At 60.4% G+C, this 26,233-nt stretch carries 27 protein-coding genes (1 of these 27 cut by a window edge); 18 read left to right on the top strand and 9 right to left on the bottom strand.

Translation table 11 applies throughout. From position 1 onward, the window contains the following. The first annotated feature begins 33 nt into the window (after window positions 1–33). The 14 genes from AB4N92_RS09400 to AB4N92_RS09335 all read left to right on the top strand — a co-directional run bounded on the left by AB4N92_RS09400 (window position 34) and on the right by AB4N92_RS09335 (window position 15,174). Complete coding sequence (locus AB4N92_RS09400) at window positions 34–2,028, top strand: PAS domain-containing sensor histidine kinase (protein ID WP_045791576.1); 1,995 nt, start codon at window positions 34–36, stop codon at window positions 2,026–2,028. An 18-nt stretch (window positions 2,029–2,046) separates the two neighbouring features. Next, a complete protein-coding gene (locus AB4N92_RS09395; RefSeq protein ID WP_010206959.1) occupies window positions 2,047–2,676 on the top strand; it encodes a response regulator in 630 nt (209 codons plus the stop codon). A gap of 214 nt (window positions 2,677–2,890) precedes the next feature. After that, window positions 2,891–4,003 (top strand): ABC transporter ATP-binding protein, encoded by a 1,113-nt coding sequence (locus AB4N92_RS09390; RefSeq protein WP_010206958.1) that lies wholly within the window; start codon window positions 2,891–2,893, stop codon window positions 4,001–4,003. 43 nt (window positions 4,004–4,046) lie between these two features. Then, entirely contained in the window at window positions 4,047–5,087 is a 1,041-nt protein-coding gene (locus AB4N92_RS09385) for an ABC transporter substrate-binding protein (protein WP_010206957.1), read from the top strand. Window positions 5,088–5,244: 157 nt separating this feature from the next. Further along, window positions 5,245–6,492, top strand: coding sequence for an ABC transporter permease (locus AB4N92_RS09380; protein ID WP_137205757.1), 1,248 nt, complete (start codon window positions 5,245–5,247; stop codon window positions 6,490–6,492). A 12-nt stretch (window positions 6,493–6,504) separates the two neighbouring features. After that, window positions 6,505–7,329: an ABC transporter permease gene (locus tag AB4N92_RS09375; RefSeq protein ID WP_010206955.1), complete on the top strand. Its 825-nt coding sequence runs from the start codon at window positions 6,505–6,507 to the stop codon at window positions 7,327–7,329. Window positions 7,330–7,546: 217 nt separating this feature from the next. Beyond that, window positions 7,547–8,695 carry an iron-containing alcohol dehydrogenase gene (locus tag AB4N92_RS09370; protein ID WP_236266831.1) on the top strand — a complete coding sequence of 383 codons (1,149 nt, stop codon included), beginning with the start codon at window positions 7,547–7,549 and terminating at the stop codon, window positions 8,693–8,695. 84 nt (window positions 8,696–8,779) lie between these two features. Further along, window positions 8,780–9,454, top strand: a complete 675-nt coding sequence (rpe, locus tag AB4N92_RS09365; RefSeq protein ID WP_010206952.1) for a ribulose-phosphate 3-epimerase — start codon at window positions 8,780–8,782, stop codon at window positions 9,452–9,454. Continuing rightward, the gene (locus AB4N92_RS09360) at window positions 9,451–10,269 is read left to right on the top strand and encodes a phosphoglycolate phosphatase (protein WP_042571474.1); all 819 of its coding nucleotides are present in this window, start codon (window positions 9,451–9,453) and stop codon (window positions 10,267–10,269) included. Before rpe ends, AB4N92_RS09360 begins: the two co-directional genes overlap by 4 nt. Before the next feature lie 70 nt (window positions 10,270–10,339). Further along, complete coding sequence (gene trpE, locus AB4N92_RS09355) at window positions 10,340–11,821, top strand: anthranilate synthase component I (protein WP_069672891.1); 1,482 nt, start codon at window positions 10,340–10,342, stop codon at window positions 11,819–11,821. Window positions 11,822–11,831: 10 nt separating this feature from the next. Further along, on the top strand, window positions 11,832–12,425 hold the full coding sequence (locus AB4N92_RS09350; protein ID WP_010206949.1) for an aminodeoxychorismate/anthranilate synthase component II: 594 nt from the start codon (window positions 11,832–11,834) through the stop codon (window positions 12,423–12,425). Between the two features lie 9 nt (window positions 12,426–12,434). Further along, window positions 12,435–13,484: an anthranilate phosphoribosyltransferase gene (gene trpD, locus AB4N92_RS09345; RefSeq protein ID WP_010206948.1), complete on the top strand. Its 1,050-nt coding sequence runs from the start codon at window positions 12,435–12,437 to the stop codon at window positions 13,482–13,484. After that, window positions 13,481–14,317, top strand: coding sequence for an indole-3-glycerol phosphate synthase TrpC (trpC, locus tag AB4N92_RS09340; RefSeq protein ID WP_010206947.1), 837 nt, complete (start codon window positions 13,481–13,483; stop codon window positions 14,315–14,317). The genes trpD and trpC overlap by 4 nt, the downstream gene beginning before the upstream one ends. 161 nt (window positions 14,318–14,478) lie before the next feature. Beyond that, entirely contained in the window at window positions 14,479–15,174 is a 696-nt protein-coding gene (locus tag AB4N92_RS09335) for a lipoate--protein ligase family protein (RefSeq protein WP_010206946.1), read from the top strand. Here the strand turns inward: AB4N92_RS09335 and crp are convergent. Further along, window positions 15,171–15,815, bottom strand: coding sequence for a cAMP-activated global transcriptional regulator CRP (crp, locus tag AB4N92_RS09330; RefSeq protein ID WP_010206944.1), 645 nt, complete (start codon window positions 15,813–15,815; stop codon window positions 15,171–15,173). The genes AB4N92_RS09335 and crp overlap by 4 nt on opposite strands. A gap of 247 nt (window positions 15,816–16,062) precedes the next feature. Here crp and AB4N92_RS09325 point away from each other — a divergent pair, with 247 nt between their 5' ends. Next, window positions 16,063–16,485: an OsmC family protein gene (locus AB4N92_RS09325; RefSeq protein ID WP_005792019.1), complete on the top strand. Its 423-nt coding sequence runs from the start codon at window positions 16,063–16,065 to the stop codon at window positions 16,483–16,485. A gap of 61 nt (window positions 16,486–16,546) precedes the next feature. Here AB4N92_RS09325 and coq7 read toward each other — a convergent pair whose 3' ends face one another. The 6 genes from coq7 to hemJ all read right to left on the bottom strand — a co-directional run bounded on the left by coq7 (window position 16,547) and on the right by hemJ (window position 20,990). Next, a complete protein-coding gene (coq7, locus tag AB4N92_RS09320; RefSeq protein WP_021491380.1) occupies window positions 16,547–17,194 on the bottom strand; it encodes a 2-polyprenyl-3-methyl-6-methoxy-1,4-benzoquinone monooxygenase in 648 nt (215 codons plus the stop codon). 116 nt (window positions 17,195–17,310) lie between these two features. After that, entirely contained in the window at window positions 17,311–17,649 is a 339-nt protein-coding gene (locus AB4N92_RS09315) for a histidine triad nucleotide-binding protein (RefSeq protein WP_010206940.1), read from the bottom strand. 46 nt (window positions 17,650–17,695) lie between these two features. Beyond that, window positions 17,696–18,484, bottom strand: coding sequence for an SDR family NAD(P)-dependent oxidoreductase (locus AB4N92_RS09310; protein ID WP_010206939.1), 789 nt, complete (start codon window positions 18,482–18,484; stop codon window positions 17,696–17,698). A 63-nt stretch (window positions 18,485–18,547) separates the two neighbouring features. Then, entirely contained in the window at window positions 18,548–19,504 is a 957-nt protein-coding gene (locus tag AB4N92_RS09305) for a DUF805 domain-containing protein (RefSeq protein ID WP_010206938.1), read from the bottom strand. A gap of 70 nt (window positions 19,505–19,574) precedes the next feature. Continuing rightward, complete coding sequence (locus AB4N92_RS09300) at window positions 19,575–20,537, bottom strand: NAD(P)H-dependent flavin oxidoreductase (RefSeq protein ID WP_010206937.1); 963 nt, start codon at window positions 20,535–20,537, stop codon at window positions 19,575–19,577. A 24-nt stretch (window positions 20,538–20,561) separates the two neighbouring features. Beyond that, a complete protein-coding gene (hemJ, locus tag AB4N92_RS09295) occupies window positions 20,562–20,990 on the bottom strand; it encodes a protoporphyrinogen oxidase HemJ (RefSeq protein ID WP_042571475.1) in 429 nt (142 codons plus the stop codon). 136 nt (window positions 20,991–21,126) lie between these two features. Here hemJ and argC point away from each other — a divergent pair, with 136 nt between their 5' ends. Continuing rightward, entirely contained in the window at window positions 21,127–22,161 is a 1,035-nt protein-coding gene (gene argC, locus AB4N92_RS09290) for an N-acetyl-gamma-glutamyl-phosphate reductase (RefSeq protein ID WP_042571476.1), read from the top strand. 165 nt (window positions 22,162–22,326) lie between these two features. Beyond that, entirely contained in the window at window positions 22,327–22,677 is a 351-nt protein-coding gene (gene erpA, locus AB4N92_RS09285; protein ID WP_003176443.1) for an iron-sulfur cluster insertion protein ErpA, read from the top strand. Window positions 22,678–22,754: 77 nt separating this feature from the next. On the opposite strand, the gene AB4N92_RS09280 is transcribed toward erpA, so the two are convergent. Both AB4N92_RS09280 and AB4N92_RS09275 read right to left on the bottom strand, forming a co-directional pair. Continuing rightward, window positions 22,755–23,846 carry an anhydro-N-acetylmuramic acid kinase gene (locus AB4N92_RS09280; RefSeq protein WP_236266832.1) on the bottom strand — a complete coding sequence of 364 codons (1,092 nt, stop codon included), beginning with the start codon at window positions 23,844–23,846 and terminating at the stop codon, window positions 22,755–22,757. A 3-nt stretch (window positions 23,847–23,849) separates the two neighbouring features. Next, window positions 23,850–25,268 carry a peptidoglycan DD-metalloendopeptidase family protein gene (locus tag AB4N92_RS09275; protein WP_010206933.1) on the bottom strand — a complete coding sequence of 473 codons (1,419 nt, stop codon included), beginning with the start codon at window positions 25,266–25,268 and terminating at the stop codon, window positions 23,850–23,852. A gap of 209 nt (window positions 25,269–25,477) precedes the next feature. Between AB4N92_RS09275 and tyrS the strand changes: the two genes are divergently transcribed. Continuing rightward, on the top strand, window positions 25,478–26,233 hold the 5' portion of the coding sequence (gene tyrS, locus AB4N92_RS09270) for a tyrosine--tRNA ligase (protein WP_010206932.1). 444 nt of this gene lie beyond the right edge of the window; only the first 756 of its 1,200 coding nucleotides appear in the window; it begins with the start codon at window positions 25,478–25,480; its stop codon lies off the right edge, out of view.

Here is a 26,233-nt window from a genome sequence, read left to right as displayed (position 1 = left end):
GTCAGTATTTGTCAGTGATGTGAGACGTGGATCATGGGTTTTCGCTGTCTGCTGGTTATCGGCTGTTTGTGCCTTGCCTTGATGGCAAATGCCGCCCCTGCGCCCGTCGCGCCCCAGGCGCAACTCAATGCGCAACAACGCGAATGGCTGGCCCAGCACCCGGAACTGCGGGTGGGCCTGGTGTTACAGGCGCCGTTCGCGCAATACGACCGGCGTTTGCAGCGGCTGTCCGGGGCCAACGTCGAGCTGATGCAGTGGTTGGCCAAAGCGTTGAACATCGAATTGACCTGGCGCAACTTCCCAAACCAGGAGCAGTTGGAAGCGGCCCTGAGCGACGGCGAGGTGGATATCGCTCCCGGCCTGCAACAAACGCCGGCCGGTTTGCGCCTGTGGTTGTTCAGCGACCCCTATATGCGCGTGCCGCAACACATCGTTGGCATCCGTGATGGCGGCGGGGCGGTGGAGTTGGAGAAACTCGATGAGCAATCCCGCGTCGCCGTGCGCATGCCCAGCGCCGTGGCCGATTACCTGCGCAGCACCTATCCCGGCCTGAACCTGCAAGGCGTGCCCATGGAGCGACAGGCCCTGCAATTACTGGTAAGCCAGCAAGCGCGTTATGCGGTGGTGGATGAAGCGCAATTGAGCCGTTTGTCCGGCGAGGCGGAGTTCGCCGGGCTGGCGGTGGTGGGCGATATCGGCCTGCCGCAATTGCTGCGGGTGGCCACGCGCCGGGAATGGCCGGAACTGGCCAGCATCATGGAAAGCGCCCTGCGCGCCATTCCCGCCCGCGATCTGGACCAACTGCACAGCCGCTGGCTGCAACCTAAATACCCACGCCTGACGGAATCCCCGGGCCTGTGGCAAAACCTCAGCCTGTTGCTCGGCCTGTTGCTGCTCGCGAGCCTGGCCACCGTATTCTGGCTGCGCCGGCAACAACGGGTGCTGGAGCACAACCTTTTGGCTGCGCGCGAAGAAAGCGCCGCCCGCGCCGCCGGTGCCGAAGCCTTGCGGCTGACTCAGTTTTCCATCGACCAAAGCACCGTCGGCATCCTTTGGGTCAACTGGGACAGCCACGTGCGCTACGCCAACCGTGCGGCCGAAAGCATGCTCGGCTACGGCCCCGGCGCACTGATCGAGCGGCCACTGGTCGACCTTGATCCGAGCCTGGACATGGACCGCTGGCTCAACCTATGGAAACGCGCGCGGGCCAGCGAAGACGGGCCGCAGAACTTCGCCACCGATTGCCGGCGCGCAGATGGCAGCATCCTGCCAACCAATGTGTCCTTGAGCTTTCTGCGGTTTGCCGAGGCTGAATACCTGGTGGTTTACCTCAATGACGTCACCGAGCTGCGCCGCACCCTGGCGGCATTGCTGCAAAGTGAAGCACAGCTGCGCGAACTGTCCGCTCACCTGGAAACCGTTCGCGAAGAAGAGAAGGCACGCATCGCCCGTGAGGTGCACGACGAACTCGGGCAAATGCTCACGGTGCTCAAGCTCGAGACCTCAATGTGTGAGTTGGCCTACGCGCAACTTGACCCCGGTTTGCACGAGCGCTTGAACAGCATGAAGCGCTTGATCGCCCAGCTATTCCAGTTGGTGCGGGACGTAGCGACGGCGCTGCGTCCGCCGATTCTGGATGCGGGTATCGCGTCAGCCATCGAGTGGCAGGCGCGGCGCTTTGAAGCGCGTACGCAAATTCCCTGTTTGGTGCAGGTGCCGGATAACCTGCCGACACTCAGTGATGCCAAGGCCATTGGCTTGTTTCGGATCCTGCAGGAGGCGCTGACCAATGTGATGCGCCATGCCCAGGCGCATACTGTTGAACTGACCCTGGCCCTGGAGGGCACGGATTTGCGCTTGACCATCAGCGACGATGGCGTCGGTTTCGTCCAGGCCCAGGGCCGCCCGGTGTCGTTTGGCCTGGTGGGCATGCGCGAGCGCGTGCTGATCATGGGGGGGCAATTGAGCCTGGACAGCGAGTTGGGGGAGGGCACCACCCTGAGCGTCACGGTGCCGTTGGATGCATAACACCAAGAGGAAGCCCTTGTGATCCGCGTATTGGTAGCCGAAGACCACACCATCGTTCGTGAAGGCATCAAGCAATTGATCGGCCTGGCCAAAGACCTGTTGGTGGTTGGAGAAGCCAGCAATGGCGAGCAATTGCTGGAGGCGCTGCGCCACGTGCCCTGCGAAGTGGTGTTGCTGGACATCTCGATGCCCGGCGTCAATGGCCTGGAAGCGATTGCGCGCATCCGTGCGCTGAACAATCCGCCGGCAATCCTGGTGCTGTCGATGCACGACGAAGCGCAAATGGCCGCCCGCGCCTTGAAGGTGGGCGCGGCCGGTTACGCCACCAAGGACAGCGACCCGGCGCTGTTGCTCACGGCAATTCGCAAAGTGGCGGCGGGTGGGCGTTATATCGACCCGGACCTGGCCGACCGGATGGTCTTCGAAGTCGGCCTCACCGATGCCCGCCCGTTGCATTCACTCCTGTCGGAGCGTGAGTTCTCGGTGTTCGAGCGCCTGGCCCAGGGCGCGAACGTCAACGACATCGCCCAACAACTGGCGTTGAGCAGCAAGACTATCAGCACCCACAAGGCGCGGCTGATGCAAAAGCTCAATATCACCTCCCTGGCGGAACTGGTGAAGTACGCCATGGAACACAAGTTGCTGTAACAACATGCCTGTTTACGACCACCTGTAAGCCGCGCTGATCCCATTCCCGGTGCACGGCAGCGTGGCACTGTCCCATCCCCGCCATCCGTGTAGGGCGATCCCTACCCCAAACCTTCCATCCGGCTGATGTGATTCTCTCCTGGCCCCCGATTTTCGGGGTCTCGCGCCTGGACTACGCTTGTCTCACAGCAGTCCAAAACAAAAAGGTGTTGGTATGAGCGAGGTGGATTCAAATGATGTGCTGGTCAGCTTTCGTGGCGTGCAGAAGAGCTACGACGGCGAGAACCTGATCGTCAAAGACCTCAACCTGGAGATTCGCAAGGGCGAGTTCCTCACCCTGCTCGGGCCTTCCGGTTCGGGCAAGACCACCAGCCTGATGATGCTCGCCGGCTTTGAAACGCCGACCGCCGGCGAAATCCAGCTGGCCGGGCGCTCCATCAACAATGTGCCGCCGCATAAGCGCGACATCGGCATGGTGTTTCAGAACTACGCGCTGTTTCCGCACATGACGGTCGCCGAGAACCTGGCGTTCCCGCTGTCGGTGCGAGCTTTAAGCAAGACCGATATCAGCGAGCGGGTCAAACGCGTGCTGAGCATGGTCCAACTCGACGCGTTCGCCCAGCGCTATCCCGCGCAACTCTCCGGTGGCCAGCAACAGCGCGTGGCCTTGGCCCGAGCGCTGGTGTTCGAACCGCAATTGGTGCTGATGGACGAACCCCTCGGCGCCCTCGACAAGCAACTGCGCGAACACATGCAGATGGAGATCAAGCACCTGCACCAGCGCCTCGGCGTGACGGTGGTGTACGTGACCCACGACCAGGGCGAAGCCTTGACCATGTCTGATCGGGTGGCCGTGTTCCACCAGGGCGAGATCCAGCAGATCGCTGCACCGCGCACCTTGTATGAAGAACCGAAGAACACCTTTGTCGCCAACTTTATCGGCGAGAACAACCGCCTCAATGGCCGCCTGCACAGCCATAGCGGCGAGCGCTGCGTGGTGGAGCTGGCGCGTGGCGAGAAGGTCGAGGCGCTGGCGGTCAACGTCGGCCAGGTGGGTGGCCCGGTGACGCTGTCGGTACGCCCTGAACGCGTCAGCCTCAATGGCTCCAGCGAATCTTGCGTCAACCGCTTTTCCGGGCGGGTGGCGGAATTCATCTACCTGGGCGACCACGTACGTGTGCGCCTGGAAGTCTGCGGCAAGGCCGATTTTTTTGTGAAACAACCGATTGCCGAGCTGGATCCAGCCCTGGCGGTCGGCGACGTGGTACCGATTGGCTGGCAAGTCGAGCACGTTCGCGCACTCGACCCACTTTTAGAGGCGAATTGATCGCCCCCTGGCTTCACCAACCCTGCACGTGGAGAGAACAACAATGTTGAGTTCCTTGAAGTATTCCGTTTTGGCATTGAGCTTGATGGGTGCGACACAGGCCATGGCAGGCCCGGATCTGACGGTCGTGTCCTTTGGCGGCGCGAACAAGGCGGCCCAGGTCAAGGCCTTCTATGCACCGTGGGAAAGCGCGGGCAACGGCAAGATCGTCGCCGGCGAGTACAACGGTGAAATGGCCAAGGTCAAAGCCATGGTCGACACCAAGAGCGTGTCCTGGGACCTGGTGGAAGTGGAGTCGCCGGAACTGTCCCGTGGCTGCGATGAAGACATGTTCGAGCCACTGGATCCGAAACTGTTCGGCAACACGGCTGACTACGTGAAGGGTGCGATCCAGCCGTGTGGCGTGGGCTTCTTCGTGTGGTCGACGGTGCTCGCCTACAACGCCGACAAGCTGGCATCCGCGCCAACCAGCTGGGCGGATTTCTGGGACACCAAGAAATTCCCTGGCAAGCGTGGCCTGCGCAAAGGCGCCAAGTACACCCTGGAATTCGCCTTGATGGCTGACGGCGTTGCACCGAAAGACGTGTACAAAGTGCTGGCCGGCAAAGACGGCCAGGACCGCGCGTTCAAGAAACTCGACGAGCTCAAGCCGTCGATCCAGTGGTGGGAAGCCGGCGCACAACCGCCGCAGTACCTGGCCTCGGGTGACGTGGTGATGAGCTCGGCCTACAACGGCCGCATTGCCGCCGTGCAGAAAGAAAGCAACCTGAAAGTGGTGTGGAACGGCGGCATCTACGACTTCGACGCCTGGGCCATCCCTAAAGGCCTGGCCAAGGATCGTGCCGAAGCTGCGAAAAAATTCATCGCCTTCTCGGTGCAGCCACAGCAACAGAAGACCTACTCGGAAAACATCGCCTACGGCCCGGCCAATACCCAAGCCGTACCGTTGCTGGCCAAGGACGTGCTGAAGGACATGCCGACCACTCCGGAAAACATCGCCAACCAGGTGCAGATCGATGTGAGCTTCTGGGCGGATAACGGCGAGCAGCTGGAGCAGCGCTTCAACTCCTGGGCTGCCAAGTAACACTGCATAACCCTGTGGGAGGGGGCTTGCCCCCGATGACGGCGGTCCAGTCGATATATGTGTTGACTGAAAGTCTGCCATCGGGGGCAAGCCCCCTCCCACAAGGGATTTCTTGTGTGTGAAAGGTTGCATTCATTTTCAAGATTCGGAGTCAGCCATGGCCATCGCCGTTCCCTCGAACGAGGTCAACAGCCCCACCCTCAAGCAGCGCCTGGCGCGTGCCGAGCGGCTCAATCGCTGGAAGGCCCAGGCCTTGATTGCGCCGCTGGTGCTGTTTTTGCTGCTGGTGTTCCTGGTGCCGATTGTTGCGCTGCTGTTTAAAAGCGTCGGCAACCCGGAAGTGGTGGGCGGTTTGCCGCGTACCGTGGTGGCGGTGACGGCCTGGGACGGTCGTGGTCTGCCGGGTGAGCCGGTGTACCAGGCCCTAAGTGAAGACCTGGGCGAGGCGCGTAAAAACCAGACCCTGGGCGATCTGTCCAAGCGCTTGAACATGGAACTGGCCGGCTACCGCAGCCTGCTGACCAAAACCGCGCGGGCGCTGCCGTTCAGTGAAGCGCCGGCCTCCTATAAAGAAGCGCTGGAAAGCCTCGATGAACGCTGGGGTGACCCGGCGTACTGGCAGGCGATCCGGCGCAATACCAGTAGCCTGACGCCGTTCTATCTGCTGGCGGCTGTCGATCACCGCATCGACGACCTCGGTGAAGTGGCACCGGCCACGCCGGACCAGGCGATTTACCTGGACATCTTCGCCCGTACTTTCTGGATGGGCCTGGTGATCACGGCGGTCTGCCTGCTGTTGGCTTATCCCCTGGCGTACCTGCTGGCCAATCTGCCTGCACGCCAAAGCAACTTGTTGATGATCCTGGTGTTGCTGCCATTCTGGACCTCGATCCTGGTGCGCGTGGCGGCCTGGATCGTACTGCTGCAGTCCGGCGGCCTGATCAACAGCGCACTGATGGGTATGGGGCTGATCGATAAGCCGTTGGAGCTGGTGTTCAACCGTACCGGCGTCTACATCTCCATGGTGCACATCTTGCTGCCGTTCATGATCCTGCCGATCTACAGCGTGATGAAGGGCATTTCGCCCACCTATATGCGTGCGGCCATTTCCCTGGGCTGCCATCCGTTCACCAGCTTCTGGCGGGTGTACTTCCCGCAGACCTACGCCGGTGTCGGCGCCGGTTGCCTGTTGGTGTTCATTCTGGCGATTGGTTACTACATCACCCCGGCGTTGCTGGGCAGCCCGAACGACCAGATGGTCAGTTACTTCGTGGCGTTCTACACCAACACCAGCATCAACTGGGGCATGGCAACGGCGTTGGGCGGCTTGCTGCTGCTGGCCACCGTGGTGCTGTATTTGATCTATAACCGGCTGGTAGGCGCCAGCCGCCTGCGCCTGAGCTGAGGAGACCTTTCGATGCTGAGCCCTTATATGTCGCCCGTCGAGCGGGTGTGGTTCTACAGCTTGCGGATCCTCTGCGGCTTGATCCTGTTGTTTTTGATTCTGCCGGTGCTGGTGATCATCCCGCTGTCATTCAACAGTGGCAGTTTTCTGGTGTACCCGTTGCAGGGTTTCTCGCTGCACTGGTACCAGGATTTCTTCGCCTCCGCCGAATGGATGCGTGCTCTCAAGAACAGCGTCATTGTCGCCCCGGCGGCCACGGTGCTGGCCATGGTGTTCGGTACCTTGGCGGCGATTGGTCTGACTCGCGGCAACTTCCCTGGCAAGGCGCTGGTCATGGCGCTGGTGATTTCGCCGATGGTGGTGCCGGTGGTGATCATTGGCGTGGCCAGTTATCTGTTCTTCGCGCCACTGGGCCTGGGCAACAGTTTTTTCTCGCTGATCGTGGTGCATGCGGTGCTGGGCGTGCCGTTTGTGATCATCACCGTGTCGGCGACGTTGCAGGGTTTCAACCACAACCTGGTGCGGGCGGCGGCCAGCCTGGGTGCTTCGCCACTCACTGCGTTTCGCCGGGTGACCTTGCCGTTGATTGCACCAGGCGTGATTTCCGGGGCGCTGTTTGCCTTCTCCACGTCGTTTGATGAGGTGGTGGTAACGCTGTTTCTCGCCGGCCCCGAGCAAGCGACCCTGCCGCGTCAGATGTTCAGCGGCATCCGCGAAAACCTCAGCCCGACGATTGCCGCCGCCGCGACCTTGCTGATTGCCTTCTCGGTGTTGTTGTTGCTGACCCTGGAGTGGTTGCGCGGGCGTAGCGAGAAACTGCGCACCGCACAGGTTTAACTATCAGATGAAGATCACAATGTGGGAGCGGGCTTGCTCGCGAATGCGGTCTATCAGTAACACGTGCACTGGCTGACCCACCGCCTTCGCGAGCAAGCCCGCTCCCACATGGGGCCTGTGTTGAACCAGAAATTGCCATTCAGCCGCTGAATGCTAGGCAACCCAGATTCCCCAGCTATTCTTGTGCCAGCCCATCTCCGAATAAGAGGCCGCGCACATGAGTACTTCCTCATTCAAGATCGCCCATAAACTGCTGACCGGCGCGGGCGCCATCGAACAACTGGCCGCCGAGCTGACGCGCCTGGATGTGGATAACCCGCTGATCGTCACCGACGCCGCGCTGGTCAAGTCCGGTACCGTGGCGCTGGCCCTCGAACACCTGGGCGAACGCAGCTACGAAATTTTCGACCGCGTACTGCCTGACCCCGAAATCGCCATTGTCGAAGACTGCATGCGCGTCTACCGCGAGGGTGGGCATGACGGTTTGATCGGCCTGGGCGGCGGCAGCGCCATCGACATTGCCAAAAGCGTTGCCGCCTATGCCGGTTACCACGGCGCCCTGGCGGACTTGTTCGGCGTCGACCAGGTGCCGCGCAAGGGCCCGCCGCTGATCGCCATTCCCACCACGGCGGGTACTGGTTCGGAGGTGACCAATGTGGCGATCCTCTCCGACAAGGCCGCGCAGCTGAAAAAAGGCATCGTCAGCGACTACCTGCTGCCGGACGTCGCACTGATCAGCCCGCAAATGACCCTGACCTGCCCGCGCAGCGTCACCGCCGCCAGTGGCGTGGATGCGTTGGTGCATGCTATCGAATCCTACCTGTCGCTGAACGCCTCGCCGATCACCGACGCCCTGGCGATTGGCGCGATCAAGCTGATCACCCATGCATTGCCCAAGGCCTACGCCAACCCAGCCAACCTGCAGGCCCGTGACGACATGGCCACCGCCAGCCTGATGGCCGGCATGGCGTTCGGGAATGCGGGAGTCGGCGCGGTGCACGCGTTGGCGTATCCACTGGGGGGGCGTTTCAATATCGCCCATGGCGTGAGCAATGCGCTGTTGCTGCCCTATGTGATGCACTGGAACAAATTGGCCTGCGTTGAGCGCATGCAGGACATTGCGCAGGCCATGGGGGTGAATGTCACCGGCCTGAGCGTCAACGATGCCGCCGACCAGGCGGTGGAAGCGATGACGCGACTGTGCGCTGCGGTGGAGATCCCGGCAGGGCTGCACAGTTTCGGGGTGCCCGAGGACGCGATCCCCGCGATGGCGGTGGAGGCGGCGGGCATTGAGCGGCTGATGCGCAACAACCCGCGCAAGCTCAGCGCGGCCGATATCGAGAAAATCTACCGGGCCGCTTACTAACCGTTGAGTTAGGTCACGGTGCGCGCGGCAAAGCATGAGGTATACAATGCGCGCCATCGTGATTTAGCTCAAAAAAGGTGCGTCATGCAGCCCTTCGTCATTGCTCCATCGATTCTCTCTGCCGACTTCGCCCGCCTGGGTGAGGAAGTGGACAAAGTGTTGGCCGCCGGTGCCGACTTCGTGCACTTCGATGTCATGGACAACCACTACGTACCCAATCTGACCATCGGCCCGATGGTCTGCGCCGCGCTGCGTAAGTACGGCATCACTGCGCCGATCGATGCACACCTGATGGTCAGCCCCGTGGATCGCATCATTGGCGACTTCGTGGAAGCTGGCGCAACCTACATCACCTTCCACCCGGAAGCCTCGCTGCACGTCGACCGCACGCTGCAGCTGATCCACGAAGGTGGCTGCAAGGCGGGCCTGGTGTTCAACCCGGCCACTCCGTTGAGCGTGCTTGAGTACGTGATGGACAAGGTCGACATGATCCTGTTGATGAGCGTCAACCCCGGTTTCGGCGGCCAGAAGTTCATCCCTGGCACGCTGAACAAGCTGCGCGAAGCCCGTGCGTTGATCGATGCGTCCGGCCGCGATATCCGCCTGGAAATCGACGGTGGGGTCAACGTCAACAACATCCGCGAAATCGCCGCCGCTGGCGCCGACACCTTTGTGGCCGGCTCGGCGATCTTCAACGCGCCGGACTACCAGGAAGTCATCGATAAGATGCGTGCCGAGCTGGCGCTGGCGCGTCCATGAGCGGCTTTGAGCAGCTGTTCCCCGGCAAATTGCCACGGCTGGTGATGTTCGATCTGGACGGCACCTTGATCGACTCGGTGCCCGACCTGGCGGCGGCGGTGGACGAAATGCTGCTCAAGCTAGGGCGTAAGCCGGCCGGGATCGAGTCGGTGCGCGAATGGGTCGGCAACGGCGTGCAGATGCTGGTGCGCCGGGCCTTGGCCAACAACATCGATGCTGAAGGTGTCGATGAAGTCGAAGCCGAGCACGCCCTGGAATTGTTCAACGCCGCCTATGAAGACGGCCACGAGTTGACCGTGGTTTACCCCGGCGTGCGCGACACCCTCAAGTGGCTGAGCAAGCAGGGCGTGGAAATGGCCCTGATCACCAACAAGCCGGAGCGCTTCGTCGCGCCGCTGTTGGACCAGATGAAAATCGGCCGGTATTTCCGCTGGATCATCGGTGGCGATACCCTGCCGCAGAAAAAACCCGACCCGGCGGCGCTGTTTTTCGTGATGAAAATGGCCAATATCCCGGCCTCGCAGTCGTTGTTTGTCGGCGATTCGCGCAGTGATGTGCAGGCGGCAAAGGCGGCGGGTGTGCAGTGCGTAGCTCTCAGTTACGGCTATAACCATGGTCGGCCGATCGCCGAAGAGTCGCCTTCACTGGTGATTGATGACCTGCGCCTGTTAATCCCCGGTTGCTTGGGAGCTGGCGCTGAGATAACGTTGCCCGATACCGATCCGTCCCCTTCTGGAAATTCCATCGTGGTGGTCACTCGCAAACTCTGGATGAAAGTCATTAAGGCCCTGGCCCGCTGGCGTTGGCGCGCCTGACTGTTCCTGGCCGCGCTCTGCGGCACGTTTGCATACCTGACTGTTAGACCCTCAAGCCACGAGGCATATCATGACCCGCGAAGAATTCCTGCGTTTGGCTGCTGCCGGCTATAACCGCATCCCCCTGGCCTGCGAAACCCTGGCCGACTTCGACACGCCGCTGTCGATCTACCTGAAACTGGCCGACGAGCCTAACTCCTACCTGCTTGAGTCCGTACAGGGCGGCGAGAAGTGGGGGCGTTACTCGATCATCGGCTTGCCGTGCCGCACGGTACTGCGTGTACACGACCATCACGTGAGCATTACCCATGATGGCGTCGAGATCGAAAGCCACGATGTCGACGACCCGCTGGCGTTCGTCGAAGTGTTCAAGGCGCGCTACAACGTGCCGACCATTGCCGGCCTGCCGCGTTTCAACGGCGGTCTGGTGGGTTACTTCGGTTATGACTGCGTGCGTTATGTGGAAAAACGCTTGGGCAAATGCCCGAACCCGGATCCGCTGGGTGTGCCGGACATTCTGCTGATGGTTTCCGATGCGGTCGTCGTATTCGACAACCTGGCCGGCAAGATGCACGCGATCGTGCTCGCCGACCCGTCCCAGGCCGACGCCTTCGAACAAGGCCAGGCCAGCCTCGAAGCCCTGCTGGAAAAACTGCGTCAGCCGATCACCCCGCGTCGCGGCCTGGACCTCAGCCGTCCACCGGCCGCCGACCCGGTGTTCCGCTCCAGCTTTACCCAGGATGACTACGAGCGTGCCGTCGACACCATCAAGGAATATATCCTCGCCGGTGACTGCATGCAGGTGGTGCCATCGCAACGCATGTCCATCGACTTCAAGGCCGCGCCGATCGATCTGTATCGCGCATTGCGCTGCTTCAATCCGACGCCGTACATGTACTTCTTCAACTTTGGTGACTTCCACGTGGTGGGCAGTTCGCCGGAAGTGCTTGTGCGTGTCGAAGACAACTTGATCACCGTGCGCCCGATCGCCGGTACGCGCCCGCGTGGTGCGACCGAAGAGGCCGACCTGGCGCTGGAAGAAGACCTGCTGAGCGACGACAAGGAAATCGCCGAACACCTGATGCTGATTGACTTGGGTCGCAATGACACCGGGCGTGTCTCGGAAATCGGTTCGGTGAAACTCACCGAGAAGATGGTGATCGAGCGTTATTCGAATGTGATGCACATTGTGTCCAACGTCACCGGCGAGCTGAAAGCCGGCTTGACTGCGATGGACGCACTGCGCGCGATTCTGCCGGCGGGCACCTTGTCGGGTGCGCCGAAGATCCGCGCGATGGAAATCATCGACGAGCTGGAACCGGTGAAACGTGGTGTCTACGGCGGCGCCGTGGGTTATTTCGCCTGGAACGGCAACATGGACACGGCCATTGCGATTCGTACGGCCGTGATCAAGGACGGGGAGCTGCACGTGCAGGCCGGTGGCGGGATTGTCGCCGACTCGGTGCCGGCCCTCGAGTGGGAAGAAACCCTGAACAAGCGCCGCGCGATGTTCCGCGCCGTTGCGCTGGCTGAACAGACCCCTAATTCTTGAGGTTTCCCCCATGTTGCTGATGATTGATAACTACGACTCCTTTACCTACAACGTTGTGCAGTACCTGGGCGAGTTGGGTGCCGAGGTCAAGGTGGTGCGCAACGACGAACTGACCGTGGCCGAGATCGCAGCCCTGAACCCGGAGCGCATCGTGGTTTCGCCAGGCCCGTGCACGCCGACCGAGGCGGGTATTTCCCTGGAAGCGATCCAGTATTTCGCCGGCAAGCTGCCGATCCTGGGCGTGTGCCTGGGCCACCAATCCATTGGCCAGGCTTTTGGCGGCGACGTAGTGCGCGCGCGCCAGGTGATGCACGGCAAGACCAGCCCGGTGTTCCATAAAGATGTAGGCGTGTTTCATGGCCTCAACCTTCCGGTGACGGTGACCCGCTACCACTCGCTGGTGGTCAAGCGCGAAACCCTGCCGGAATGCCTGGAGCTGACCGCCTGGACCCAACTGGAAGACGGCTCGGTCGACGAGATCATGGGCCTGCGCCACAAGACACTGAATATCGAAGGGGTGCAATTTCACCCCGAGTCGATCCTGACCGAGCAGGGCTACGAGCTGTTCGCCAACTTTCTCAAGCAGAGCGGCGGCACGCGCTAAGGACTTTCCATGGATATCAAGACTGCCCTGAGCCGTATCGTCGGCCACCTGGACCTGAGCACCGCTGAAATGAGCGATGTGATGCGCGAAATCATGACCGGCCAATGCACGGACGCGCAGATCGGCGCGTTCATGATGGCCATGCGCATGAAGAGCGAAAGCATTGACGAGATCGTCGGCGCCGTATCGGTGATGCGCGAGCTGGCGGACAAGGTCGAGCTCAAGACCCTCGATGGCGTGGTGGATGTGGTCGGCACCGGCGGTGACGGTGCGAACATCTTCAACGTGTCGACGGCTTCTTCGTTTGTGGTCGCGGCTGCAGGTTGCACCGTGGCCAAGCACGGTAACCGTGCGGTGTCCGGCAAGAGCGGCAGCGCCGATTTGCTGGAAGCGGCCGGGATCTACCTGAACCTGACGCCGGTACAAGTGGCGCGCTGCATCGACAGCGTCGGCATCGGCTTCATGTTTGCCCAATCCCACCATGGCGCGATGAAGCACGCCGCGGGTCCGCGCAAGGACCTCGGCCTGCGCACCCTGTTCAACATGCTCGGCCCGCTTACGAATCCGGCCGGTGTGAAACACCAGGTGGTGGGCGTATTCAGCCAGGCACTGTGCCGGCCATTAGCCGAAGTGCTGCAGCGTCTGGGCAGCAAGCATGTGCTGGTGGTGCATTCCAAGGACGGCCTGGACGAATTCAGCCTGGCGGCTCCGACCTTCGTGGCGGAACTGAAGAACGACCAGGTCACCGAATATTGGGTCGAGCCGGAAGATTTGGGCATGAAGAGCCAGAGCCTGCACGGCCTGGCGGTGGAAAGCCCGGCGGCGTCCCTGGAACTGATTCGCGATGCCTTGGGGCGTCGCAAGACCGAGAATGGTCAAAAAGCGGCAGAAATGATTGTTCTGAATGCCGGTGCGGCGCTGTATGCCGCCGATCACGCCTACAGTCTTAAAGAGGGCGTAGCCCTTGCTCATGATGCGTTGCACACCGGGCTCGCGCGCGAGAAGCTTGAAGAACTGGGTGCCTTTACTGCGGTGTTCAAGATGGAGAATGAAGGATGAGTGTGCCGACCGTTCTGGAAAAGATCCTGGCTCGCAAGGCTGAAGAAGTGGCTGAGCGCCGTGCCCGCGTCAGTCTCGCTGAGCTGGAAGCCCAGGCGAAAACCGCCGATGCACCGCGTGGCTTTGCCAATGCGCTGATCAAGCAGGCCAAGGAAAAGCAGCCTGCCGTCATTGCGGAAATCAAGAAGGCCTCGCCTAGCAAGGGTGTGATACGCGAGAACTTCGTGCCGTCGGAAATCGCCGTCAGTTATGAGAAGGGCGGGGCCACGTGCCTGTCCGTGCTGACCGATATCGACTATTTCCAGGGTTCCGACCTGTTCTTGCAGCAAGCCCGCGCCGCGTGCAAGTTGCCGGTGATCCGCAAGGATTTCATGGTCGATCCGTATCAGATCGTCGAAGCCCGTGCCCTGGGCGCCGACTGTGTGCTGTTGATCGTTTCCGCGCTGGATGACGTGAAGATGGCCGAGCTGGCAGCCGTGGCCAAAAGCGTCGGTCTGGACGTGCTGGTGGAAGTGCACGACGGCGATGAGCTGGAACGCGCACTGAAAACCCTCGACACACCGCTGGTGGGGGTCAACAACCGTAACCTGCACACCTTCGAGGTCAGCCTGGAAAACACCCTCGACCTGCTGCCGCGCATTCCGCGTGACCGTCTGGTGATCACCGAGAGCGGCATCGTCAACCGTGCCGATGTGGAGCTGATGGAGATCAGTGGGGTGTATTCGTTCCTGGTGGGCGAGACCTTCATGCGGGCCGAGAACCCAGGGGCTGAACTGCAGCGCCTGTTCTTCCCGGAGCGGGGCGTGGCGGTCAGCGGTTCGACACTAGACTGACGTAAAACCCGGTCAACATTTAAAATACAGTCTAAATGTAAGAGCGGGCTTGCTCGCGAATGCGGTGTATCAGTCATTGCGCTTTTTACTGACAGACCGCATTCGCGAGCAAGCCCGCTCCCACATCTGGGTTTGTGTCTATTCAGATAGGTAGGTGTTTGATGGCTAAGCCGGTGTCGATGACGGTTGAAGCTGGGCTGGCCGCCGAGCAAGCCTTGCTGGCAGCCGTCTGCGCGGGTGATCAGGCGTTTGGCCTGCTGTTCTGGCAACCCAACGATCAAGCCTTGGTGATGCCCCGCCGTTTGAGTCGGCTGCCGGCGTTCGAAACCGCCAGCCAAGTCTCGGCTGACGCCGGTTGGCCGGTATTGCTGCGTGAAACCGGCGGAGAACCGGTGCCGCAGTCGAATGCCACGGTCAACATCGCCCTGGTCTACGCCCCACCGCGCAGTGAAGGTGACCAGAATCGTATCGAAACCGGTTACCTGCGCTTATGCCAACCGATCTGCGATTTGCTGATCGAGTTGGGCGGTGATGCCTCGGTTGGTGAAATCGATGGGGCGTTTTGCGATGGCCGTTACAACGTCAACCTCAACGGTCGAAAAATGGTCGGCACTGCCCAGCGCTGGCGCCAAAGTGGTGGCCGCCCGGTAGGGTTGGTGCACGGTGCCTTGTTGCTGGAGAACGATCGCGAGGCGTTGATCGCGGCGGTCAATCGGTTCAATGAAGCGTGTGGTCTCGACCAGCGGGTTCGTGCAGACAGCCATATCGCCTTGCACGAAGCTTTCCCCGCGCCGGATGCGATCAGCCGGCTGGATACCTTGTACCGTCAAATGTTGGCCAGCTTCCTGCCGGTTTAACGGGTACCGAACACCACCATCGTCTTGCCTTTGACATGCACCAGGTTGCGCTCTTCCAGATCCTTGAGCACGCGACCGACCATCTCCCGTGAACAGCCGACAATGCGCCCGATTTCCTGGCGCGTGACCTTGATCTGCATGCCGTCGGGGTGCGTCATGGCGTCGGGCTGCTTGCACAGGTCCAGCAGGCAACGCGCGACTCGGCCGGTGACGTCAAAGAACGCGAGGTCGCCGACCTTGCGGGTGGTGTCCCGCAGGCGCTGGGCAATCTGGCCGCTCAGGGCGTAGAGAATGTCGGGATCGTGCTGGGACAGTTCGCGGAACTTGGCGTAGCTGATCTCGGCCACTTCGCATTCGACCTTGGTGCGCACCCAGGCGCTGCGTTCCTGTTCCTTGCCGGCTTGTTCGAACAGCCCCAACTCCCCAAAGAAATCCCCGGTGTTCAGGTAAGCAATGATCATTTCGCGACCGTCGTCATCCTCGATCAGGATGGTGACCGAGCCTTTGATGATGAAGAACAGCGTTTCGGAGCGTTCGCCGGCGCAGATGATGTTGTGCTTGGCCGGGTGACGACGGCGCTGGCAATGCATCAACAGTTTGTCGAGATTCTTGATTTTGGGTATGGGAGTAAGGGCAACCATGGTTGTATCCCGAAAAGACTGCGCTAAATAGTTTGAGTTGTTGTATTCATCGGGTATCGGCACTGATACGCACTGCATAAAGGGTGGCATTACGCCATCGATTTGGCGTCAGCTTAACAGACACATTCTGACTCGATTAGCCAATTTTCTGCGCAAACCCTGCTATTGATCGCTTTTGTTGGAAACACTGACGCAGGCGGGCCCTGTGCTAAGCTGGCGACCCTTTTTTAGCAGTGGAGTCTGGGCGATGAAGGCACGCATCCAATGGGCGGGCGAAGCCATGTTCCTCGGTGAGTCGGGCAGTGGCCATGTGGTGGTCATGGACGGTCCGCCGGAAGCGGGTGGCCGTAACCTGGGCGTACGCCCGATGGAAATGCTCCTGCTGGGCGTGGGCGGTTGCAGCAATTTCGACGTGGTCAGCATCCTCAAGAAATCCCGCCAGGCAGTGGAAAGCTGTGAAGCTTTTCTGGAGGCTGAGCGAGCCACTGAAGACCCCAAGGTATTCACCAAGATCCACATGCATTTCGTGGTGAAGGGGCGGGCGCTTAAAGAAGCCCAGGTCAAGCGTGCGATTGAGTTGTCGGCTGAGAAGTACTGCTCGGCGTCGATCATGCTCGGCGCGGCCGGTGTGGCCATCACCCACGATTACGAAATCATCGAGTTGGGTTGATCGACCGCAGCCCCCCCATGAGTGAGCTCGCCACCGCAAGCTCGCTCCTGCGGGTGACGCTTCAGATACGGTAGGTGCTTTTGGTCATGACCTTGGCCAACAGGCTCATGCCAAACCTTACCGGCGCAGGGAAGCGGAAGCCGCCAGCATCCAGTGCGCTTTCCGCGTGATGCTCTTCATCAACACGCATCTGCTCCAGAATGGCCCGGGATTTTTCGTCTTCGGCCGGCAGTTGCTCCAAATGTTCATCCAGGTGTTTGCACACCTGATGTTCGGTCGCCGCGACAAACCCCAGGCTGACTTTATCGCTGATCAGGCCGGCAGCGGCGCCAATCCCGAACGACAAACCATAAAACAGCGGGTTCAGCACACTCGGGTGACTGCCCAATTGGCGAATGCGTTGCTCGCACCAGGCCAGGTGATCGATTTCTTCTTCGGCGGCATGTTCCATGGCCGCGCGTACCTGGGGCAGCTTGGCGGTCAAGGCCTGGCCCTGGTACAGCGCCTGGGCACAAACTTCGCCGGTATGGTTGATGCGCATCAGGCCGGCGACGTGACGGGTCTCGGTCTCGCTCATCTGGGCGTCGGGCTGCACGATGGCGGGCGAGGGGCGATACGGCTGGCCGCTGAACGGCAGCAGCGTGCGCATGGCCATGTCGGCTTGCAGCAACAGACGGTCAATCGGCGAGTAGTGACGTTGGGTAGTCATGCTGACCTCCGGGAAGAATCTCGGCGGCCAGTTTACCGCAAGAGAGGGGGAAGCGTTTGCGCTGCGTCAAGGGCATGGGGTCGCAGCCTGGGCCGCGCCCTGTGCCTAAGGGCTGATCAGCCCGGTGGCCAGTTCATCTGGCGCTGACCCAGCACATGCATATGGATGTGATAAACGGTCTGCCCACCTTTCGGGTTGCAGTTCATGACCACCCGGAAACCCTCTTCACACCCCTGTTCCACGGCCAAACGCTGGGCGGTGAACAGAATATGACCGGCCAGGGCTTTATCTTCTTCGGTCAGGTCGTTGAGGGTGGGGATGTGTTTCTTGGGAATGACCAGGAAGTGCACTGGCGCCGCTGGGTGGATGTCCTTGAACGCCAGGACTTGATCATCTTCGTAGATGATATCCGCAGGTATTTCTCTGTTGATGATCTTGGTGAACAGAGTATCCACAGCTGTTTCTCCATTATGAATGTGCAGGGTGAGTGTACTCAGCCAGTCAGCGCGGGCAATAGGCCTTGTTGATGGCGCCGGCGATCTTGCGGGTCAGCCAGCGTGGGCTGAAACGCGGGCTGAAGGCGAGCCAGCGGTTACGTCGGCCGGGAATGATGATGGCCTTGTTCTTTTCCAGGGCGCGCACGGTATAGAGCGCCACCTCTTCGGGGCTCATCAGTTGTTGGCTGCGGTCGAGTTTGGCGGTGTCCATTTGTGCCGTGCCGAAGAATGCGGTACGTGTCGGGCCGGGGCAGAGCACCGAGACCTTGATGCCGCAGGTTTTCAGTTCTTCGCGCAGGCCTTCGGAGAAGTGCAGCACATAGGCCTTGCTGGCGTAATAGGTGCTCATCCACGGGCCAGGCTGGAATGCCGCGACGGAGGCCACATTGAGAATCTGGCCGCCGCCGTGCAGCGCCATGGTGTTGCCAAGGGCGTGGCACATGCGGGTCAGGGCGAGGATGTTGACCTCCATGAGGTCTTGTTCGGTCATCCAGTCCTGGGCCAGGAATGGCCCGCTGGTGCCGATGCCGGCGCAGTTCACCAGCAGGTCGATCTGCCGTTCGCCTTCTTCAAGCTCCAGCAGGAACCCGGATAAGCGCAGCGGCTCGCCCAGATCGCAGGCCCGGAACAGCACCTCGACGCCAAAGCGTTGGGTCAATTCGATTGCAATGTTTTCCAACTGGTCACGCTGGCGGGCCACCAGAATCAAGCTGCGGCCGCGACGGGCCAGCGCTTCGGCCAAGGCCAGGCCGATGCCGCTGGAGGCGCCGGTGATCAGAGCGTAACGGGTCATGCCTTTCTCCATCGCAACGCCACCGCGCCTGTGACAAAGGCATCACAGGCTGGGGGCGTTTCTTCACTGTTCTGGAGAGTCTACAGGTTCGTCCGCTTCGTCAGCACTCTGCGCTTCGTCTTCTTCGACGGTCGCGGCTTGGTCGGCATCTTCATCGGAGGTGATGGAGCTGCTTTCGTAGCTGCTGTCCATATTGGCTTCGAGCTGGTTCAGGTAACCGTTCATACCCAGGGTCACCACGATGGCAAGCATGACCGGGATAAACGCCAGCCACAGGGTGGCCAGGACTTTTACCGCCGTGGAGTTGCGTGGTGGTGGCGCACCGTACTGGTTGGCGCCTGCATTGCCCGGCAATACCAGCAGCAGGATCGGGAAGACGCTGTTCACCAGCGGCACCAGGTTGAGAAAGTACAACCAGCCCGACCAACCCAGGTCGTGCAGGCGCTGCACACCAATTTGTACACTGACCCAGACCAGCGCGACAAACAACGCGAGGCCCAGCAATACGCCGAGGATAGTGCCCGCGGTTGGCGAAGCGGTCGCTACGGCAAAGCTAACGGTGCTGATGATGCCACCCGCCACCAACAGCGCCAGAGTCAACACCAGGGTCCAGGCGAGGTACCGCAAGCGCCCGATGCGCCCGTGGATGGTGAACACCTTGAGGGTGGCGTATTCCGGCAGGTCATCACCCACAGCGGAGCGCGGTGGTGCGTAAGGTGAGGCCGCAGTGCGCGAGAAGCTGCCGGAATCCGTTTCGTGCGTCTCGGCGAGGCTGAAGGCGACAGGCTGTTCAGCTTCGATGCGTGCATCGACCCCGGCGTTTTTCAGTGCGGTGAGGTAGGTTTCTGCATCCGGGCGCGACAGGTCACGCTTGAGCGCGACCGGGCGACCGGTGAAGAGCTTCTCGATGGCTTCGACGTCGCTCTTGAACAGCTCGGCCAGGTTCAGCTTGGCCGTGGTGCTTTCGACACCCGGGAGCAAGGCTCCATCAAACACAATCTTGAAACGGTTGTCGCTCATGCGGGCTTCCTTGTCACTTGATTCAGGGAGGTAGTGCAGGCCGGCTCAAGTGGCAGGCCTTGCGGTGGGGTCAGCGCGGCCAGCGCAACTGAGCTGCCTGTTCGCGGGCTTTGCGATATTCGGCATCCAGACGGGCAACCAGTTCATCGACGCTGGGCAAATCATCAATTTCACCGACACCTTGGCCGGCCGACCATACAGTTTTCCACGCCTTGGCCTCGTCGCTCAACGGCTTGAGCTTGGAACCGAAGTTCACTTCGCCTTTGCCTTGCAGGGCGGCCAGGTCGAAACCGGCGTTTTCCAGGCTCTGGCGCATAAAGCTGGCGGGCACGCCGGAGACAGCGGGAGTGTGCACGATGTCGGCGGCGCGCGATGTGAGCAGCATCTCTTTATACGCATCCGGGGCATGGCTTTCGGTGGTGGCAATAAAGCGTGTGCCGAAATAGGCCAGGTCGGCCCCCAGTAACTGGGCGGCGAGAATCTCGTGCCCGTGGTTGAGGCAGCCGGCCAGCAGCAGGGTTTTGTCGAAGAACTGGCGGATTTCGGCAATCAGCGAGAACGGGCTCCAGGTGCCGGCGTGGCCGCCAGCGCCGGCCGCCACGGCGATCAAGCCATCCACGCCGGCTTCGGCAGCCTTCTCGGCATGACGTCGGGTGGTGACGTCATGGAACACCAGGCCGCCGTAGCTGTGTACGGCGTCTACCAATTCCTTCACAGCGCCCAGGCTGGTAATGACGATCGGCACTTTGTGTTCGACGCAAATCGCCAGGTCCGCCTCCAGTCGCGGGTTGCTGTTGTGCACGATCAGATTGACGGCGTAAGGCGCAGGGTTGTCCAACTGCGCCAGGCCCGCTTCGATTTCCTCCAGCCAGGCCTTGAACCCGCTGCTTTCGCGTTGGTTGAGCGCCGGGAAGCTTCCGACGACCCCATTGCGGCAGCACGCCAGGACCAGTTGCGGGTTGGAAATCAGGAACATCGGTGCCGCCACGACGGGCAGGCGCAGACGTTGTTCAAGCAGAGCGGGCAGTGACATTGGAGGTACCCCGAGTAATTGAAGTTAGAACGGTTTGACCACGACCAAAATTACGATAGCCAGCAATATCAGAACGGGTACTTCATTGAACCAGCGATAAAAGACATGGCTGCGGGTGTTTTCGCCACGGGCGAAGCGTTTTACTTGCGCGCCGCACATATGGTGGTAACCGATGAGCAGTACGACGAGGGTCAGTTTGGCGTGGATCCAGGCGCCCGAATGAAAGATGCTCGGGTTCAGGTAGATCAGCCAGCCGCCGAAAATCAGCGTGGCAACCATCGCCGGCCCCATGATGCCGCGGTACAACTTGCGCTCCATGACGCTGAAGCGCTCCTTGCTGACGGTATCCTCGCTTTGGGCGTGGTAGACGAACAGGCGTGGCAGGTAGAACAGCCCGGCAAACCAGCAGACGATGCTGACGATGTGGAAGGCTTTGATCCATAGATAGAGCATTTCTAGTTATTCCCAGGTTCACGGTAACTGAAGATAGTAGTGGCTCATGCGCCCGTACGTCACGTTGACGGTTGTCGCAGGACGATACGGCCCCTATTATCGACGGCTTTCCAGTGGGTTCGTTGAGGGCAGGTTTATGGTCAAGGTCGGTATCGTCGGCGGCACGGGTTACACCGGTGTCGAATTGCTGCGTCTGTTGGCACAGCATCCGCAAGCTGAGGTGGTGGTCATCACTTCCCGATCCGAGGCCGGGCTGGCCGTGGCCGATATGTACCCGAACCTGCGAGGCCACTATGACGGCCTGGCGTTCAGCGTTCCGGACATCAAGACCCTGGGCGCGTGCGATGTGGTGTTCTTCGCCACGCCTCACGGTGTTGCCCACGCATTGGCTGGTGAGCTGCTGGCCGCTGGCACCAAGGTGATCGACTTGTCCGCGGACTTCCGTCTGCAAGACGCCGATGAGTGGGCCAAGTGGTACGGCCAGCCGCACGGTGCGCCAGAGTTGCTGGAGGAGGCGGTGTACGGCCTGCCGGAAGTCAATCGTGAGCAGATCAAGCAAGCGCGCCTGATCGCGGTGCCAGGTTGCTATCCAACGGCAACACAACTGGGTTTCCTGCCATTGCTGGAAGCCGGGTTGGCTGATGCGTCGCGCCTGATCGCAGACTGCAAGTCGGGTGTGAGTGGCGCCGGTCGTGGTGCGGCGGTGGGTTCGCTGTACTCCGAGACATCGGAAAGCATGAAGGCCTACGCGGTAAAAGGGCATCGTCACTTGCCGGAAATCCGCCAGGGCCTGCGTCGTGCAGCCGGTAAAGACGTGGGCCTGACCTTCGTACCACACCTGACCCCGATGATCCGCGGCATTCATTCCACGCTCTACGCCACTGTGGCTGACCGTTCGGTTGACCTGCAGGCGCTGTTCGAAAAGCGTTATGCCAACGAACCGTTCGTCGACGTGATGCCAGCCGGCAGCCATCCAGAAACCCGCAGCGTGCGCGGCGCCAATGTGTGCCGGATTGCCGTGCACCGCCCTCAGGATGGCGACCTCGTCGTGGTGTTGTCGGTGATCGATAACCTGGTCAAGGGCGCGTCGGGCCAGGCGGTACAGAACATGAACATCCTGTTTGGCCTGGATGAGAAGCTGGGCTTGTCCCACGCGGGCATGCTGCCTTAAGACGCTCAGGTGGTTGCGCAAAAGGCCCGTTGAACGGGCCTTTTGTGTTTTTAATGGCTGCTATGGAGATTGATATACCGTAACAATAGTTGACCGCTTTTCTAGGAGAAGCGGATAATACCGGCCATTACGCATATGGCGGCGCTACGCCGGGAGATTATCAGCATGAGCGTTGAATCCTTCACCCCCACGGCTTTGCAATTCACCCACGGTGCTGCGCACAAGGTGAAGAGCCTGGTCGATGAAGAGGGTAATGATCGCTTGAAGCTGCGCGTATTCGTTACGGGCGGCGGTTGTTCAGGGTTTCAGTACGGTTTTACCTTCGATGAAGATGTGGCCGATGATGACACCATCGTTGAGCGCGAAGGCGTGAGCCTGGTCGTGGACCCGATGAGCTTCCAATACCTGGCAGGTGCCGAGGTGGATTACCAGGAAGGTTTGGAAGGGTCGCGTTTCGTGATCAAGAACCCTAATGCCACCACTACCTGTGGTTGCGGGTCTTCGTTCTCGATCTGATCTGCAGAGCATACAAAAACGCCGCTTGGCTGTGATAGGCCAAGCGGCGTTTTGCTGTCTGCTGATTGCGGGGCGAATCAGGCGGGGTAGATGGCGCCCAGTACCCGAAGCCCACGTGCGCCGGTGACGCTCGGCCGGTTGGCGGCAATGCCCTCAAGGCAGCAGTGGGCCAGCCAGGCGAAGGCCATGGCTTCGACCCAGTCGGGGTGCACGCCGTAGGTGGCGGTGCTGCTGACGTGGGTTGACGGTAGCAGAGCGGCCAGACGACTCATGAGCGTGGAATTGTGAGCGCCGCCGCCGCAGACCAGCAATGTTTTTGTATGGGGTTGGGCTGACTGTAAGGACTCAACGATCGTCAGGGCGGTCAGCTCAAGCAGCGTTGCCTGCACATTCTGGGGCTCAAATGCAGGCAAGAGGCCAAGGTGTTGGTGCAGCCATTCCAGGTTGAACACTTCGCGCCCAGTGCTCTTGGGGCCTTTGGTCACGAAGAAGGGGTCGCTGAGCAGGGCGTTGAGCAACTGGGGCTCGACCTTTCCGCTGGCGGCCCACTGACCATCGCGATCAAAACGTTCGCCGTGTAGTTGATGAATCCATGCATCCAATAGGACGTTGCCCGGGCCGCAATCGAAGCCGGCTACAGGCTTGCCGGTTTCAATCAGGCTGAGGTTACTGAAACCTCCTACATTCAATACCGCACGGTTACCGGTGTGCTCGCCAAACAGCGCTTCGTGGAAGGCGGGCACCAGCGGCGCGCCCTGGCCACCGGCGGCCACATCACGGCTGCGGAAATCGCTGACCACGGTGATATTTGTCAGCTCGGTGAGCAAGGCCGGGTTACCGATTTGCACGGTAAAGCCTCGGGCGGGCTCATGGCGGATGGTCTGGCCATGGCTGCCGATCGCACGAATGTCCTGGGGCTTGAGGTTTTGCTGATCGAGCAGCGCGTGAATACCGTGTGCGGCCAGCTTCACCCAGTTCTGCTGGGCCATGGCGGAGCGGGCGATTTCATCCGGCCCGCTGGCGCACAAGGCAAGCAGTTCGGCACGTAAGGTATCTGGCATGGGGATGTAGTGCGAGGCGATCAACTTGATCGCCGGGCCTTGCTCGATCACGGCGATGTCCAGGCCATCGAGGCTGGTCCCGGACATCACACCTACATAAAGAGGCATGCCTTAACGCTTCGCCGAAGCCAGCAAGGTGGAGCGTTCCTGATCCATGCGTGCCATCAATGGCTGGCTCTGTTGCATGAAGCGGGCGCGTTCAGCCTTGGCGATCGGGTCGGCCATTGGCAGCTTTTGACCCAGCGGGTCAACGTGCACGCCATTGACCTGGAACTCATAGTGCAAATGCGGGCCAGTGGACAGGCCGGTAGTGCCGATATAGCCGATCACCTGGCCTTGCTTCACAGTGCCGCCGGTTTTCACGCCCTTGGCGAAGCCTTGCATGTGGCCGTATAGCGTACGGTAGGTGTTGCCGTGCTGGATGATCACGGTGTTGCCGTAGCCACCACGACGCCCGGCCAGTAAGACTTTGCCGTCACCTGCCGCTTTGATCGGTGTGCCACGCGGAGCCGCATAGTCCACGCCTTTGTGGGCGCGGATTTTGTTCAGAATTGGATGCTTGCGACCCATGGAGAAACGCGAGCTAATACGAGCGAAGTCCACCGGGGTGCGGATGAAGGCCTTGCGCATGCTATTGCCATCGGCGGTGTAGTAGCTGCTGTTGCCTTGTTTGTTGGTGTAACGCACGGCGGTGTAGGTCTTGCCGCGGTTGGTAAAGCGCGCAGAGAGAATGTTGCCGGTGCCGACGACCTTGCCGTTGGCGACTTTTTGCTCGTAGATCACGTCGAATTCGTCGCCTTGGCGGATGTCCTGGGCGAAGTCGATGTCGTAGCCAAACACGCTGGCCATGTCCATGGTCAAGCTGTGGGACAGGCCGGCGCGGGCAGCCGACTGCGACAGAGAGCTATTGATGACGCCGTGGACATAGGCGGAGCGCATCACGGGTTTGGTGGTGATGCGGTTGAAGGCAAAACCCTTGGCGCCTTTGGTCAGGGTGATGCTCTCGAGATCGCTGACATTGCTGTGCAGGTTGTGCAACTGGCCGTCGGGCGTCAGTTCGAACTCAAGTTTCTGGCCGTGTTTGAGCTGGGTGAATTGCTTGGCCTGCTTGTCGCTGGCCAGCACTTCATTGACGGTGGCTGCAGGGAGACCGACTTTCTCGAACAGGGTCGACAATGTGTCGCCCCTGGCCACGACCACTTCTCGGTGTTGTGGATTTTTGGCGGCTTCGGCGGCCGGCGCGGGCGGCTCTTGGGCGGCTTGCTGGGTATCTTCAGGGCCGCTTTCTATCTGCGCGAACGGTGATTCGGTGGGTGCATTTGTGGCTTGTTGCGCGTCGGAAGCGTCTTGATCTTGTGTCAGTTGTTCAACTGGACTTTCCAGGTCAAGGCTCAGGGATGTTCGTTTGGCTTCTACGTCACTGGAAGGGAATACCAGGAGTGCCAGGCTGAGAAGGGCGGCGATACCACTTGCGGCGAGCAGGTGGGTCTTCGGGTAAAGCGGCGGCGCTTTAGACGGTTCAGTGGTCATAGGTAATTTTGACTTTGAAGATGAAATGGAAAAGATGAATGACATGATGAAGATGAAATAACTGTATAAAATATAACCAAATCATCTGTGGCGCAAGCTCGCGAACGCTGGGCTTGCTGAACGGTGTCCGTTCGCAGGGCAAAACTTGTAATTAGTCCCTGATCTTGTATGGTTGGTTCCCTTTTGAATCTGAGCCTTGCGGGTCTGTTATGAAGTCGGTTGAAGAGCAGCTAGCGCTGATAAAACGTGGTGCGGAAGAACTGTTGGTCGAAGCTGAGCTGATCGAAAAGCTCAAGCGTGGTCAGCCCCTGCGTATTAAGGCTGGCTTTGATCCGACTGCGCCGGATCTGCACCTGGGTCATACCGTGCTTATTAATAAGCTGCGCCAGTTCCAGGAATTGGGGCATCAGGTCATCTTCCTTATAGGTGACTTCACCGGGATGATCGGTGATCCGAGCGGCAAGAGCGCCACGCGCCCGCCACTGACGCGTGAGCAGGTTCTCGATAATGCCGAGACCTACAAGACTCAGGTGTTCAAGATTCTCGATCCGGCCAAGACCGAAGTGGCATTCAACTCCACCTGGATGGATCAGATGGGGCCGGCGGATTTCATCCGCCTGACTTCCCAGTACACCGTTGCGCGCATGCTTGAGCGTGATGACTTCGACAAGCGCTACTCCACCAATCAGCCGATCGCCATTCATGAGTTCCTCTACCCGCTGGTTCAGGGGTACGACTCGGTAGCCTTGCGCGCGGATGTTGAGCTGGGCGGTACCGACCAGAAGTTCAACCTGTTGATGGGGCGTGAGTTGCAGCGCGCATACGGGCAAGAGGCCCAGTGCATTCTGACCATGCCTTTGCTGGAGGGCTTGGATGGCGTCAAGAAGATGTCCAAGTCTCTAGGCAACTATGTCGGTATCCAAGAAGCGCCGGGCGTGATGTACGGCAAGCTGGTTTCGATTCCT

It is taken from the genome of Pseudomonas sp. S3_A09 (genome assembly GCF_054668065.1).
The sequence above is the reverse complement of the archived record's forward strand: the minus strand, read 5'-3'. Positions and strand labels throughout refer to the sequence as shown.

Bases quoted from the DNA above. Each gene is read 5' to 3' on its own strand.
- argC (WP_042571476.1), top strand. From the start codon at position 21,127: ATGGTCAAGGTCGGTATCGTCGGCGGCACGGGTTACACCGGTGTCGAA.
- trpC (WP_010206947.1), top strand. From the start codon at position 13,481: ATGAGTGTGCCGACCGTTCTGGAAAAGATCCTGGCTCGCAAGGCTGAA.
- AB4N92_RS09310 (WP_010206939.1), bottom strand. From the start codon at position 18,484: ATGACCCGTTACGCTCTGATCACCGGCGCCTCCAGCGGCATCGGCCTG.
- rpe (WP_010206952.1), top strand. From the start codon at position 8,780: ATGCAGCCCTTCGTCATTGCTCCATCGATTCTCTCTGCCGACTTCGCC.
- AB4N92_RS09300 (WP_010206937.1), bottom strand. From the start codon at position 20,537: ATGTCACTGCCCGCTCTGCTTGAACAACGTCTGCGCCTGCCCGTCGTG.
- AB4N92_RS09375 (WP_010206955.1), top strand. From the start codon at position 6,505: ATGCTGAGCCCTTATATGTCGCCCGTCGAGCGGGTGTGGTTCTACAGC.
- crp (WP_010206944.1), bottom strand. From the start codon at position 15,815: ATGGTTGCCCTTACTCCCATACCCAAAATCAAGAATCTCGACAAACTG.
- AB4N92_RS09380 (WP_137205757.1), top strand. From the start codon at position 5,245: ATGGCCATCGCCGTTCCCTCGAACGAGGTCAACAGCCCCACCCTCAAG.
- trpD (WP_010206948.1), top strand. From the start codon at position 12,435: ATGGATATCAAGACTGCCCTGAGCCGTATCGTCGGCCACCTGGACCTG.
- AB4N92_RS09325 (WP_005792019.1), top strand. From the start codon at position 16,063: ATGAAGGCACGCATCCAATGGGCGGGCGAAGCCATGTTCCTCGGTGAG.
- AB4N92_RS09400 (WP_045791576.1), top strand. From the start codon at position 34: ATGGGTTTTCGCTGTCTGCTGGTTATCGGCTGTTTGTGCCTTGCCTTG.
- AB4N92_RS09360 (WP_042571474.1), top strand. From the start codon at position 9,451: ATGAGCGGCTTTGAGCAGCTGTTCCCCGGCAAATTGCCACGGCTGGTG.
- AB4N92_RS09385 (WP_010206957.1), top strand. From the start codon at position 4,047: ATGTTGAGTTCCTTGAAGTATTCCGTTTTGGCATTGAGCTTGATGGGT.
- hemJ (WP_042571475.1), bottom strand. From the start codon at position 20,990: ATGCTCTATCTATGGATCAAAGCCTTCCACATCGTCAGCATCGTCTGC.
- AB4N92_RS09335 (WP_010206946.1), top strand. From the start codon at position 14,479: ATGGCTAAGCCGGTGTCGATGACGGTTGAAGCTGGGCTGGCCGCCGAG.
- AB4N92_RS09280 (WP_236266832.1), bottom strand. From the start codon at position 23,846: ATGCCTCTTTATGTAGGTGTGATGTCCGGGACCAGCCTCGATGGCCTG.
- coq7 (WP_021491380.1), bottom strand. From the start codon at position 17,194: ATGACTACCCAACGTCACTACTCGCCGATTGACCGTCTGTTGCTGCAA.
- AB4N92_RS09370 (WP_236266831.1), top strand. From the start codon at position 7,547: ATGAGTACTTCCTCATTCAAGATCGCCCATAAACTGCTGACCGGCGCG.
- AB4N92_RS09350 (WP_010206949.1), top strand. From the start codon at position 11,832: ATGTTGCTGATGATTGATAACTACGACTCCTTTACCTACAACGTTGTG.
- AB4N92_RS09305 (WP_010206938.1), bottom strand. From the start codon at position 19,504: ATGAGCGACAACCGTTTCAAGATTGTGTTTGATGGAGCCTTGCTCCCG.
- erpA (WP_003176443.1), top strand. From the start codon at position 22,327: ATGAGCGTTGAATCCTTCACCCCCACGGCTTTGCAATTCACCCACGGT.
- AB4N92_RS09275 (WP_010206933.1), bottom strand. From the start codon at position 25,268: ATGACCACTGAACCGTCTAAAGCGCCGCCGCTTTACCCGAAGACCCAC.
- AB4N92_RS09390 (WP_010206958.1), top strand. From the start codon at position 2,891: ATGAGCGAGGTGGATTCAAATGATGTGCTGGTCAGCTTTCGTGGCGTG.
- trpE (WP_069672891.1), top strand. From the start codon at position 10,340: ATGACCCGCGAAGAATTCCTGCGTTTGGCTGCTGCCGGCTATAACCGC.